Origin of the sequence: Stenotrophomonas sp. GD03654 (assembly GCF_029845105.1) — a bacterium.
GTDB lineage: Bacteria > Pseudomonadota > Gammaproteobacteria > Xanthomonadales > Xanthomonadaceae > Stenotrophomonas > Stenotrophomonas africana.
Genome location: NZ_JAOCLC010000020.1, coordinates 24133 through 37136, shown reverse-complemented (window position 1 = coordinate 37136; position 13004 = coordinate 24133). Strand labels below are relative to the sequence as shown.

Annotated in this window: 9 protein-coding genes and 1 tRNA gene; 5 read left to right on the top strand and 5 right to left on the bottom strand. The window is 65.1% G+C overall.

What is annotated here, in order from left to right:
* The first annotated feature begins 11 nt into the window (after nucleotides 1-11).
* Together csrA and N5J73_RS09705 are read left to right on the top strand one after the other, a co-directional pair.
* Nucleotides 12-215 (top strand): carbon storage regulator CsrA, encoded by a 204-nt coding sequence (gene csrA, locus N5J73_RS09710; RefSeq protein ID WP_004152909.1) that lies wholly within the window; start codon nucleotides 12-14, stop codon nucleotides 213-215.
* Between the two features lie 78 nt (nucleotides 216-293).
* Nucleotides 294-386, top strand: a tRNA-Ser gene (locus tag N5J73_RS09705).
* 120 nt (nucleotides 387-506) lie between these two features.
* On the opposite strand, the gene N5J73_RS09700 is transcribed toward N5J73_RS09705, so the two are convergent.
* A complete protein-coding gene (locus N5J73_RS09700; protein ID WP_049449567.1) occupies nucleotides 507-2837 on the bottom strand; it encodes a TonB-dependent receptor in 2331 nt (776 codons plus the stop codon).
* 139 nt (nucleotides 2838-2976) lie between these two features.
* Between N5J73_RS09700 and N5J73_RS09695 the strand changes: the two genes are divergently transcribed.
* Together N5J73_RS09695 and N5J73_RS09690 are read left to right on the top strand one after the other, a co-directional pair.
* Nucleotides 2977-3915 carry an AraC family transcriptional regulator gene (locus N5J73_RS09695; protein WP_049449569.1) on the top strand — a complete coding sequence of 313 codons (939 nt, stop codon included), beginning with the start codon at nucleotides 2977-2979 and terminating at the stop codon, nucleotides 3913-3915.
* 111 nt (nucleotides 3916-4026) lie between these two features.
* Nucleotides 4027-6198: a TonB-dependent siderophore receptor gene (locus N5J73_RS09690; RefSeq protein WP_049449571.1), complete on the top strand. Its 2172-nt coding sequence runs from the start codon at nucleotides 4027-4029 to the stop codon at nucleotides 6196-6198.
* 17 nt (nucleotides 6199-6215) lie between these two features.
* Here the strand turns inward: N5J73_RS09690 and N5J73_RS09685 are convergent, their stop codons facing one another.
* The 4 genes from N5J73_RS09685 to N5J73_RS09670 form a co-directional block, all read right to left on the bottom strand.
* The gene (locus N5J73_RS09685) at nucleotides 6216-7322 is read right to left on the bottom strand and encodes a YdcF family protein (protein ID WP_049449572.1); all 1107 of its coding nucleotides are present in this window, start codon (nucleotides 7320-7322) and stop codon (nucleotides 6216-6218) included.
* Nucleotides 7322-9817 carry a TonB-dependent receptor gene (locus N5J73_RS09680; protein ID WP_049449574.1) on the bottom strand — a complete coding sequence of 832 codons (2496 nt, stop codon included), beginning with the start codon at nucleotides 9815-9817 and terminating at the stop codon, nucleotides 7322-7324. Before N5J73_RS09680 ends, N5J73_RS09685 begins: the two co-directional genes overlap by 1 nt.
* Before the next feature lie 86 nt (nucleotides 9818-9903).
* Nucleotides 9904-11061, bottom strand: coding sequence for an ROK family protein (locus tag N5J73_RS09675; RefSeq protein ID WP_049449576.1), 1158 nt, complete (start codon nucleotides 11059-11061; stop codon nucleotides 9904-9906).
* Entirely contained in the window at nucleotides 11058-12287 is a 1230-nt protein-coding gene (locus N5J73_RS09670) for an MFS transporter (RefSeq protein ID WP_049449578.1), read from the bottom strand. Before N5J73_RS09670 ends, N5J73_RS09675 begins: the two co-directional genes overlap by 4 nt.
* Nucleotides 12288-12478: 191 nt before the next feature.
* Here N5J73_RS09670 and N5J73_RS09665 point away from each other — a divergent pair, with 191 nt between their 5' ends.
* Nucleotides 12479-12961: a hypothetical protein gene (locus N5J73_RS09665; RefSeq protein WP_049449580.1), complete on the top strand. Its 483-nt coding sequence runs from the start codon at nucleotides 12479-12481 to the stop codon at nucleotides 12959-12961.
* The last annotated feature ends 43 nt before the right edge of the window (nucleotides 12962-13004 follow it).

The following is a 13004-nucleotide window of genomic DNA, read 5'->3' as shown; positions in this document are numbered from 1 at the left end:
GACTTACAAAAATGTTGATCCTGACTCGCCGCGTCGGCGAAACCCTGATGATCGGTGACTCGGTGAGCGTCACCGTGCTTGGCGTCAAGGGTAACCAGGTGCGTATCGGCATCACCGCGCCGAAGGACGTCGCTGTGCATCGCGAAGAGATCTATCAGCGCATCCAGCGTGGTGATGAAGCCGGTGGCACCGGTAGCGAAAATTCTGCCGAATAACGCTTTACCTTCGCACTCGATTAACGTTATGATTCACGCCCCGCTGAGGTGCAACGCACCAGACGCGGAGAAAACCCCGGAGTGATGCCCGAGTGGCCGAAGGGGCTCCCCTGCTAAGGGAGTATAGGGTCAAAAGCTCTATCGAGGGTTCGAATCCCTCTCACTCCGCCAGATACAAAGAAGCGCCTGCAGATCCTCGATCTGCAGGCGTTTTTCTTTGCGCGGATGGAGGGGCCCGGCATGCCATCCAGCGATCATTGATCGTTGGATGGCGACCGAATCACGCTCTCCTCAGAGCTTCACCGTCACACCCACCTGGAAACCACGCCCCGGCAACGGCGCGATGTACTTCAGCGGCGAGTTGTGCGGGCGTGCTTCTTCATTGAGCAGATTGCTGGCGTTGACAAACACTTCCATGCCAGCGATGTAGTTGTTGCGTACCGGCAGCTCACGGCTGACCTGCAGGTCGACCAGGTTGAACGCATCCAGTGGCACTTCCTCGCTGACATTGCGGCCGAGGTACTTCTGCGTGTCGTAGTAAGTGCTGGACAGCTGCGCCTTCCAGCCTTCGCGCTGCCACTGCAGGTTGGCACCGTAGCGGTTGGTCGGCATGTTCGGCAGGTACTCGCCGTCATTGTGGGCACGCAACGAATCGGGGCGGTCGGCCTTGTTCTTCACCAGGTCAGCGAAGGCGGACACATTCAACGTGCCGTAGCGGCCCAGGTCCAATGCCTGCGAGGCATCGATCTCGAAGCCCTTCACCGTGGTGTCGGTCTGCTTCCAGTACTTCAGTGGCAGGCGGTTGGCGGTCTGCAGGCCGGAGTAGCCGAGGTAGAGGTAGTTCTCGTACCGCATCCGGTACGCGGTGGCCGACAGTTCGAAATCGCCTACGTGGAACAGGCCGGTCAACTCCAGGTTCTTCGCGCGTTCCGGCTCGAGGTTCTGGTTGCCTTCTTCCTGGGTCATCACCGAGTAGTGCGCATTGCTCGCATACAGCTCGTTGATCTCCGGTGCGCGCTGCGAGGACGAGTAGCGCACCTTGGCCGCGAACAACGGACCGAGCTCGACATACGATCCCAGGCTGTAGCTGTTGAGTCGGTAGTCGCGGTCCTGCAGTTTCGTGTTGGCGGCATTGCGCGCTGTCTTGAAGCGGCTTGGTTGCAGGTCATGGTCAACGCGCTCGTGGCGCACGCCAGCGTCGAAACTGGCCCAGCCGACGTCCAGCGTCTCCTTCAGGAACACCGCGTTGCTGCGGGTGTCGACGTCAGGCAGGTAGCGCAGCGAACCGCTGCCGGTGACATCACGCGACTGGTGGCTGAAGCCGAGCAGGCCGCTGAGCGGACCGACGCGCTGATGGCTGAGCAGCAGCTCGGCCTGGGTGCTCTCGAAATCGTAGTCGTTGGCCCGGGTGGCACCCAGCCGTTCGCCCGAGGTGTTGTCCAGCTTCGAAACACGCAGTTCGGCGCGCTCGAACCACGGCAGCGGATCGCGCAACAGGGCTTCCAGTGCGTAGCGTTCCTGCTTGATCACCACCCCCACCGGCAATGCGTTGGCGTAGTTGGAACCGAACGACAGATTCTGCATCGAGAACCCCGGCACGCCGTATCCGCTGTCCTTGGCATCGATGCTGACGCCGACGTAGCCACGGTCGAAGAACAGGGTCGACCCGAACGCCACCTGCGAATTGCGCGCGTAGCTGTTGCCCAGCCGGTGGTGATAGTCGGGGGTCACATCATTGTTGATCTGCTTCTGTACGTATGACGGCGTGCCGGCGACATAGGCCGGATTGACCGGATTGATATAGGTACGGCGCTGCCAGACCGAAGTCGGGTTGTTGGTGTAGAAGGAGAAATCGCCATCGGCCCAGTCCGGATTCTCGGTCATGAACTGGTCGATGTAGGGCTGCGAGGCCTTGTTGTAGATCTGCTGCACGCGCGCTTCCTTCTGGCAGCTGTCGGCCAGCGCCGAGTTGACGCCGCCGGTCGGCGGGAACAGTCGGGTGTTGCAGACACTGGCCTTGCTCTTGCCGGGGATGTCGTAGTGCGAGATACGCTGGCGCGAGACCTGCAGGTTGGTCGAGAGGTTGCGCTGGTTGTTGAAGTTCATGCGGAAGCCCTGCGCGTCGGCGGCATTGAAGCCCTTGCGCAGGACCAGCTCCATCGACTGGTCCTTGTCTTCCATGCGGCGCGAGATCAGGCCCGGATCGATCTCCACGCTGCCGCCGATCGCATTGCCGCCGTAGCGCACGGTGTCGGAGGACTTGTTGACGGTGACACTGCGTACGAACAGCGGATCGAACGGAATGTTGATGTCGCCGCTGATCGCGTTCATGCCGAGGATGGACTGGCCGTCCTGCAGGATCTGCACGCGGTTGCCGCTGAGGCTGCGGATGACCGGAGCGCCCGCGTTCGGCCCGAAGGCACTGCTTTGCACGCCGGAGACATGTTCGAGCAGGTTGCCGAGGGTGCGGTTCTGGGCTTGTGGATTGTCGACGGTGACCCGGCTGTCGATGCGCGAGGGCTGGGAGGCCTGGACCTGGAGGGTGGGGAGGGTGGGTTCGTCCGCGGCCTGGGCGGTGTGGACGGCGAACAGAATGGCAGCAGCAAGGAGATGGCAGCGCATGACACGATCCGTGAAGTTGATGTGAAATGTTATAACGTAACTATTTGTATCGACAAGGGCGGATTGGGCCTTGCCATCGGGACTGGATATGAGAACGGTTCGCATATGAGAATGGCGGGTGATTCTTCACGGGCGCACCATGCACAGCCTCACCCTGGCCGACCTCGACCGCCTGGGCCGCAGCAGCGGCTTCCGCTATCGGCTGCCTGCGCGGGCGGCTTCCGATCTGTCGGGCGAGGATTGCGTGGTGCAGGGCAGGGTCGAGCAGCGTCGCCTGCGTCCGGGCGTCCATCTGGCGCTGTCGGACGTGATCGCACGCCAGCCGTTCGAGGCCACCTCCGAGTCGCCGCCTGCCTTCTCGGCAATCGTGATGCTGGAGGGCCGCGCAGGTGCGCGCCTGGCGGGGCAGGCGGTGATCGGCATGGGTCCGGGCGCTGGCGCGATGGTGCGGGCCGACGCTACGCCGATGACCGCGATACACCCAGCGGGCCAACGGATGCGCAGCCTGAATGTCTCGCTGGACGCACCGGCCGAGCTGGACGATCCGATCATCACCGAACTGCTATCCGCCGCGCATCGCAGCGGTGGCCAGCAGCTGCGCAGCTGGCAGGTGCCCGGGCATCTCGAGCACGCCGCCGACCAGGTGTTGTCGGGCACCTGGCAGGGCGCAATGCATGCACTTTTGTGCGAAGGCATTGGCCTGCAGATGCTGGCCATTGCGCTGGGCGCGCCGGCACCGGAGGCATCGCCCGACCTGCGCGTTTCAGCACGTGATCGCCGCATGCTGCAGCGGGTGATCGACTGCCTGCAGGCGGCGCCGGCCGCCGACCACAGCCTGGAGGATCTGGCGCGCCTGGCCTGCATGAGCTCGAGCAGCCTGCGGCTGAAGTTCCAGCAGGTGCACCGGTGTTCGGTGTTCGCCTGGCTGCGCGAGCGGCGCCTGCAGTTGGCCTGCGAGCAGCTGCGGCAGGGCTGCAGCGTGCAGCAGGCCGCGCATTTCGTCGGCTACCGGCACGCCACCAATTTCGCGACCGCATTCCGCGCGCGCTACGGCATCGCACCCAGCGAGCTTCGCTGAGTCCGGGCCATCGTCGGCAGTGCGCATACGCCTGCTGCGTCCGCGCATACGTGTGCTCACGCTCAAATGATAATAATTCTCATCCAGCCTTTCCTTCCCGCTGGATCTCCCATGCCTGCCTGTTTCCGCCCGTGTGCCCTGGCTAGCGCCATCGGCACGACCCTGGCGCTGTTCAACGCTGCCCACGCCGCCGAACGCACTCCGTCCGTAACGCCTTCCCAGCTCCCGACCGTGCAGGTCACTGCCGACCTTGATGGCTGCACCGAAACGTCGCGTTCGTATACCACCGATTCGATGGGCACGGCGACCGGACTGTCGCTGACCTCGCGGCAGACCCCGCAATCCGTCAGCGTGGTCACCCGGCAGCAGATCGAGGACCGTGGCCTGCTCAGCACCGCCGATGCCCTGGCGACCGCGCCCGGCATCTCGGTCACGCGCAGCGATGCCAACCGCTACTCGTTCTCCGCACGCGGCTTCGACATCGACAACTACCAGTTCGATGGCGTGGTGATGCCGGTGTTGTCGCCATGGAACTTCGGCGAGAACAATCTGGACATGGTGGTGTACGACCGCATCGAGATCGTGCGCGGTGCCAATGGCCTGATGACCGGCGCCGGCAATCCCTCGGCGGCGGTGAACTATGTGCGCAAGCGCCCGCTGCGCGAGTTCGCTGCCAGTGGTGGCATCAGCCTCGGCAGCTGGGACGCACGGCGCGCGTGGGCGGATGTATCCAGCCCGTTGAGCCGGGAAGGACGCGTGCGTGGTCGCCTGGTGGCCGCGCACGCAGAGGGTGACAGCTACACCGCTGGCCTGGACAGCACCGCAAGGACACTCTACGGCGTGGTCAGTGTGGATCTGGGCGAGGACACCGGATTGATCGCCGGTATCTCCTACCAGGGCAGCGACAACCGTGGCTTCGGCAGCGGCTTCGCGCTGTTCAACGCCGACGGCACGCGTACCCGCTTCGACCGCTCGGTATCGGCCACCGCGCCGTGGGCACGGATGACCACCGATACCCGCAACGGCTTCTTCGACTTCAACCATCGCTTCGGTAACGACTGGCAGGCACGCGTGTCCTACAGCCGCTCGCATACCGACATGGAGATGAAGCATCTCTACCGGGGCGGCTATCCCGATCCGGTGACCGGGGCGATGCCCACTGGCAACAGCTTCACCCGCTACGACGGTCCGGTGCGCCGCGAAGCGATCAGCGCCAGCCTGACCGGTCCGTTCCAGCTGTTCGGCCGCCAGCACACGGCGTCCATCGGCTGGTCGCGTTCGCGTGACGAGATCGCGCTCGGCCAGTACCGCGCGCTGGCGCCGCTGCCGCCGTTGGCCAGCTATCTGGACTGGCACGGGCCGGGCACGCCGGAGCCGACGTGGGCCAGCAGCAAGACCCAGGCCGATGACCTGGACAACCATCAGAGCGGTGCCTACGCGGTGGCGCGCTTGTCGCTGGCCGATCCGCTGCACGTGATCGTCGGTGCCCGCCTGAGCAACAGGGAGACCGATCAGGTCTACTTCGGCGCCAAGCGGAAGTACCGCTACCGCAACGAGTTCGTACCGTATGCAGGCGTGGTCTGGGACCTCAACGGCTACAGCAGCGTGTACGCCAGCTACACCGGTATCTTCAAGCCGCAGAACAACCGCAATGAATCCGGGCAGATCCTCGACCCGGTCAGCGGCCGCAGCTATGAGCTGGGCCTCAAGGGCAGCTGGCTGCAGGAACGCTTGAATGCATCGGCAGCGCTGTTCCGCACCCAGCAGGACAACCTCGCCGAGGCCACCGGTGGCCTGGTCGAAGGCAGCACGCAGGCGGCCTACCGCGCGGTGAAGGGCGCAACCGTTGACGGCCTGGAACTGGAACTGGCCGGCGAACCACTGCCGGGCTGGAGCCTGGGCACCAGCTTCACCACCTTCATCGCGCAGGACGCGCAGGGCCATGCGATCAATACCGCCAAGCCGCGCAGCCTGTTCAAGCTGTTCACTACCTGGCGGCTGCCGGGTACCTGGGACCGGCTGACGATCGGCGGTGGCGTGGACTGGCAGAACCGCATGTACCAGACCGCCACCGCGCTCGGAAATCGCCGGGTGCCGGTGCAGCAGCCCAGCTACGCTCTGGTGAACCTGATGGCGCGCTACCAGTTCAGTTCCAATGTGTCGGCGGCGGTCAACATCGACAACCTGTTTGACCGCAACTACTACTCGCAGATCGGCTTCTACAACCAGGGCTGGTACGGGGCACCGCGAAACGTGATGTTCACGCTGAAGGTGGGTTACTGAAGATGCCGTCGCGCGGTTCAGGGATCCAGCGGATCCATCGGATCGATGCGCAGCGATTCGGGAGCCGGCACGAACGGGATCGCGTAGGGCGAAACGCGTGAACCGACCTTGCCCGGAACGTAACCCAGTTCATGGCGGTTGCGGTCACTGAACCCGCTGCTGGCGACCGAATCGATATGCGACGGACTGCTCACCACCAGTGCCGGTTGCCGCGGCGGTGCCTGCAGGGCCGCCAGCAGCCGGGCTGCATTGCGCAGGTTGGTGGTGGTGTGGCGGGCATACGGTTCGATGATGATCGCATCTCCGGGAATGCCGAAGCGCGCGATCAGCGCTTCGCGCATCTGCACCGCTTCGACGTTGCGGGTGCCGCGCGGATGTACCGCACCACCGGAGACGATGAGGAAGGGCGCATCACCTGCCGCGTAGCGCTGCGCGGCCGCCTTCAGGCGCAGCTTGCTGCCGGCGCTGAGCGGGGTGGTCAGTTCATCCGGTCCCTGGCCCAGCACGATGATCGCGGTGTACGGATGCGCATTCCAATCGAGCTGCCGCGCACGCGCAAACGGCGCGGCGTTCATCCCCGCGCTGATGGGCTCGAAACGGATCGCATCGAGGCGGTCATTGGCATCGAGCAGGCCTACCGCCACCGCGATGCTGCGATCGAATACGGCGTAGGCGGCGCTGGCGTCCACCTCGCTCATCTGCATGGCTATGGCGACGTCGCCGGCCAGTCGCGTGCTGCCCGCTGCGCCGATCGGGCCGTCGATGGCGTCGTAGCGGGGCGGCTGGCCCTGGCCATAGACGGAGAGAATGTTGTTGAGGCCCGCCAGCTCCCGTTCGATGGCCTCGGCGTGCGCGGGCACCGCAGCGGTCAACAGGCCTGCCTGCGCGGGCGTCCAGCGTGCGGACGCGAGCGTGCAGGTGGCGGTCCGGCAGTCGGCCAGCTGCTGCATGCGTTCGGCCAGGAGGGCACGCGCATCGTCGGGCAGCATATCGGGCGTCAACTGCGTGAGGGTCGGGAACAGGCGTGCGGCCAGCGCGGCGCTGTCGCGGTCGTCGGCCGCCGCCGCAAATGGCAGCGCTGCCGTGGCAAGCAGGGCGATGGACAAGGCAAATCGTCGATGCATCACCAGCTCCTGCTCACCATCAGGCGGACGTTGCGGCCAAACAGCGGCCGTCCATAGATTGCCTCGGCCGAACCCTGTCCGGCCAGGGCATCGGTGCGGGTGTTGCCCTCGGTGAGTCCCTTTTCATTGGTCAGGTTGTCGCCTACCAGCTGTGCCCCCCAGTTGCCGCGCTTCCATGAAACGCCCAGGCCCAGGGTCTGGTAGGCAGGCAGCGCCGTCTGGTTGAACAGATCAACATAGGATTTGCCGACCACGTCATAACGCAGCCAGGTCTCGAACTGGTCCTGGCCGTGCTGGAAGCTGAAGGTCGGGCGGAGGTTGCCGTAGAGCTTGGGCTCGCGAACGATCTGCTTGCCGTTGACGGCAGCCGGATCGGCACCGGAATCGTTCTGCAGGCTGTCGTACTGCGGATCGCTGACCGTGATCGAGCCGGCAATGCTGAACCAGTCCAGCGGTCGGAACAGCCCATCCAGTTCGATGCCCTTGGAGACGGCGGTACCGATGAACGGCACCGACTGGTCATTGCGGCCGGTGGTCGGGTTGAACGCTACGAACGAGGCGTTGAGCGGGTCGAACTTCGTATAGAACGCGGTCAGGTACAGGTAGGACCGGCCGAATCCGGCCTTCAGGCCCAGCTCGTACTGGTCCAGCTGGGTCTGCACGATGGTGGGATCGATCGAGCGTGCCACTGACGAGTTGGGAACGATCTCCATGTGCGAGACGCGGGCGTAGGCGCCCACCGAAGGGGTGAAATCGAAATTCGCACCCACGGTCCAGTTGGTCGCGGACGGATCCAGGCGATGGTTCTGGACGACGCCGGTGAACCGGCGCGTGGTGTCGTCGGCCAGTGTGCTGCGGTCGCCGAGGTCGACCTGCGCGGTCTGCTCTGCGTAGCCTTCATAGCGATAGCGTTCATGGCGGATACCAGCGTCGAGCTTGAAGCGGTCCGTCAGTGCCCATGTGTCATTGGCATACACCGCGAACATGCGGGCATCGACCTTGCCGCGATTCAAGGTGGTGGTGTAACGCAGCGTGCCCTTGTCGGTCACATAACCCAGCGGGGTGCCATCGTTGCCGTAGGCCACCAGATCCAGTAGGCGTGGCTTGCCGCGCATCTCCATCAGCATGTCCTGGTACAGGCTGAAGGCCGTGGTGCCGAAGAAGGCTGTGTATGCGCCGATGTTCAGATCGTGGCTGCCCCAGGCCGTTTCAAACAACCGCGTCGCACTGAAGTCGGCCTGGCCGGAGTAGAAATCCGAATCTGCGGCCCGGTACTGGGCCGAGATCACCAGGCCGGAGTCGGCATAGGGATCGTAGGCGCTCGCCCCGTTGCTGCCGGCCAGGGCGTAGCCCATCCGCGCGACGCCGGCACCGAAGGCGGTACGGGCCGCACCCAGATAGCCGTTGGCGAAGGTGCGTGCGTCGACCGGGTTGGTGGTCGAGTACAGTGCGTCGAAGGTGTTGCGACCCTTGGTGTAGCCGGTTTTCAGCGAGATCGTCCAATCGCTGGCAGTGTTTTCGTACTGGAAGCCGATGTTGCCGAAGCGCATGTGGCGGCCATCGGCCAGGTCGCGGTTCATGCCCTGCAGGACGCCGCCGCCATCGAGGTACTTCAGGTTGACACTGCGCAGCGACGGCGAGTTCAGCGTACCGTCGAAGTAGTCGATGTACGGGTCCAGCGGAACGCTGGGATTGCGCGGATCGGCGACCGGGATCGGCAGGTAGAACGTATTGTGGTCATCGACGAAGGTACCGCTGACCTTGAACCAGCTGGTGTCGTCGAAGTAGTGCTTGATGTTGCCGCGTATCTGGCCGCCCTTGTCGTTCGGGAAGCCGTTGTCGCGGTAGCCATCGTGCTGGCGCAGGAATCCACCGACCGCGTAGAAGGTGTCCTTGCCGAGGGCGCCGGACTGGTACATCTCGCCGCGGTACAGCCCGGTGTCACCGACGGTCAGCTGGGCCTTGCCGTGGGTCTCTTCGGAGCCCTCGGCCAGGATGTTGTTGACGATGGCGCCGCCACTGCTTGCATAGATCGGCGCCGGGCCACCACGTACGATCTCCACCCGCTGGTTCATCACGTCGAACCGGTTCATGCCGTCGCCGGAGTTGAAGAAGTGGCCATCCAGCTCGTGGTAGAGGGGCAGGCCGTCCTGCTGGAAGGCGATGAAGCCACGATCGGTGGGAATGCCGCGCAGCCGGGTGATGTTCTGCACCTCGCCGCCGGTGGCCTCGACATGGATACCGGGCACTGAGCCGAGCAGGTCGGCATAGCTTTTCGGTGCGAGCTTCTGCACGTCTTCGCGGCTGAGTGAATTGACGGCGAAGGACGCATCGAAGCGACGCTGGGTGCGTGCCGCACCGGTGACCACCACCGCATCCAGCGTTGCGGCGTCGGCGCTGTCCTTGTTCGGGACCGGGGCGTCCTGCGCAGAAACGGTGCCGTGCAGGGATATCAAGGCCAGGGAGATTCCCAGGACCAGGGGGCTGATGTTCATTGGAGGGCGGCCATGCAGGGAAGGGGGACCGCTGCACGGTAGGTCCGGGCGATGACGGAATTGTTTACTTCGGCGGAAATAAACAATTAAACGCTGGCATCGGCGCCCAGCTGGTGGATCGGCAGCAGCGCTGCGCCCACCGATACTGCGGATCCTCCCAGCCGTGACACATGCACCTGCGGCAGGCGCAGGCTGTCCAGCGCACTGCTCCAGCGTGCGGGCTGCTGCAGGTGTTGCCCCAACGCTTCCAGTACCTGGCGGGGCAGTGAACCGGACAGGATCACAGCGCCCGGATCGAGCCACGCCACGCCGGTATTGGCCGCTGCGCCCAGCTGGTTGCCCGCGCGCTCGGCCCAGGCACTGATGATGCCGGCATGGGTGTCCACGCAGGCCTCCAGCTCGAACAGCGAAGGAATTCCGGCGCCGGCCTCGCGCAACGTGGCCAGCAGGTCGATGCCCGACGGGCGCGGTGCGTCCATACGGAACAGGCGACCGATGTCGCCGGCATTGCCGAATTCACCGCGCATCACATCACGCCGATGGATCACGCCACCGCCCACGCCGTGACCGACATACAGCAGCAGCGCCGAAGCGCAGTCGCGGATCAGCCCGCTGTCGTAGTACTCCGCCAGCGCCGCCAAGGTTGCATCGTTCTCCACCCAGACCGGAAAGCCGAAGTAGTCTTCGAAGAACTGGTCGTTGTCGATATCGCGCCAGCCATGCAGCCAGTCCACCGCGTGCCGGCGTGCCGGACCGGTTTCGACCACGGGCCCGGGAACGGCTACACCCAGGCCCAGAAAGCGCGCGCGCATCAGTCCGGTGCTGCTGGTGAGGCTGCGCAGGCGCTGGTCCACGCAATGGACGAAATCGCGAGGATCCGCGCTGTCGAAGGCGGTGGCATCACGGGCGATGACCTGGCCGGCGAAATCCACCAGTGCGATCTCCAGCCAACCCGGATGCACCGTGGCACCGGCGGCATAGCCGCCCCGACCGGACAGCGCCAGTGGCACCGAGGGACGGCCGCGCTGGCCATCGCACAGTTGTCCTTGTTCCTCGATCACTTCCAGCATCAGCAGTTCCCGCGCCAGGCGTGTCAGCGCGCCGTTGTGCATGCCCAGCTGGTGGGCGATGGTGATGCGGGGAACCGCGCCCATCGTGCGCAACAGCCAGATGATGCGCTTGTGGTCGGCCTCCAGTGCGATCAGCGGCTTGCGGCGCAACCGCGATGTCGGGGCCAGACTCACGGGCGCAGGCCCTCGGTGCGTGCTGCCGGGATGGGCCAGGCCAATGCGGCCAGCGAAAGCAGGCTGCCGGCGGCGACCAGCGAGACCAGAGCGGCCGCGGTGCCCGGATCGCCCGCCTGTACACCGGGCAGCACTTCGCCCAGCAGCAACGAAGAGGCCGCGATGGATAGCTTCATGGTTCCGGTGAGCAGTGCAAAACAGCTTAGGTCATCGTCGCGTCCGCTATGGATGGCATGGCGACGGGCGATCAGCGCGGTGCGTCGCCACAGCACCAGGCCGACGCTGGCCACCGCCGTCCCGTGGATGGCGGCACATGCAATCGCTATGGGGGGAGAGGGGATGGCCACGTACACGACAACGGTGGCGACGGCCAGCACCGACATCAGCGCAAGCATCCCGGTCTCGCTGTGCAGCATTGAACGCAGGCGCAGGCAGAGCCAGGGGGTAACCACCATGCCCGCCACCATCGCGAAGGTCAGTGCTGCCCCGTGTTCGGCAAAGGGGAACAGACGCCCGGCCAGGCCTACCAGCGCCGTCTCTGCCGCTGCGGCCAGCAGAACAGGCAGCAGCGCTGGCAGGGGCAGGGCAACAGCAGCGGACGTCCTGGTTGCGGAGGGTCGTGGGGGCGTTGCGACGCAGGCCAGGGGAAGCGCAGCGGCCGCGATCAGCACGCCGATGATCATGCAGATCAGCAACGCGTTGCCACTGCCCTGGGACGCAGGCGCACCGACCACGCCGAACAGCGCCGCGGCAATGCACAGCTTGGAAATGGGTACCACCACGGCGCGCGTGGAGACATAGCGCATGGCCTCGTCCTCGTCACGGGGCAGCAACGAAGTCAACGCATTCTGCGCCACGTCGTAGACCGCATAGCAGCTACGGAACAGCAACGATGCGACCAGTAATGGCAGGAAGGCAGGTTCGGCCGCGTTGCCCGGGCTGAACAACAGGCAGGCGCTGGCGGCCGTGCCGAGCCCGCCGATGAGCTGCAGGCGCAGGGCCACGCGCTGCTGGTTGCGCAGGCGGCTGAATACGGCGGCCAGCAGCATATCGAGCAGGCTGCTGTAGGCCAATGAAATGGCCAGCAGCTGGCCGGTGTGGGCCGCCGACAGCCCCAGCCGGGCGTGCAGGTAGTAGCCCAGCACCAGATCCACGAACGACCAGACCAGGGTGCGGGCAAAGTGGCCGGCGGCATAGAGGTGCCGTGGCGAGGGCTGCGCGTTCAACGCCGTGTACTGGGGGGAAGAGCCGGAGATGCTGGATCGTTCTACTACCCCTGTGTGACATGGTCCTGACATGACGGGTGGTCAGGCATTCAGCGAGTGGCTTGCACCCCCTGCCGCAGGCGTGCAGCATTCGCCCTGCTGCCCCCCACCACGCGTTACGCAGCGCTTTCTTCACTGGAACGGAGCAACGTATGAAACTGTTGTCCGCTGTGTTGTTGTCTGCGCTTTCGCTACCCGCCGTTCCGGCGCTCGCAGTGGAAGCGTCGCCTTCCCCGCTGCTGGGGCGCTGGTCGCTGGATATCGCCACGTCTGCGCTACCCGAAGCGCAGCGCCCGAAGCAGGTGGTGCTGGAGTTCAAGGACGCCGGTGCGGGTCGTTGGAGTTCACACGTGGACATCGTCCTGCACGACGGCAAGACCATGAAATCCGATGGCACGCTGGCGCTCGATGGTACGCCGGGGCCCTTGTCCGGCACCTACGGCGCGGACAAGGCCAACCTGAAACTGCCGGCGCCGAACACCCTGGTGATGCAGCTGGTGGACCATGGCACGCCCGCCTCCACCCGCATCTATACCGTGGCGGCCGACCGTACGACGATGACCGAGACCAAGGCGTTCTACGGTCACGACGGTACGCCGATCCTGCAGACCAACCTGTTCAAGCGGATACCGTAGCGGCGCCGCCTGCGCCATGCCCACGGGGAGGAACTCCGCGGGC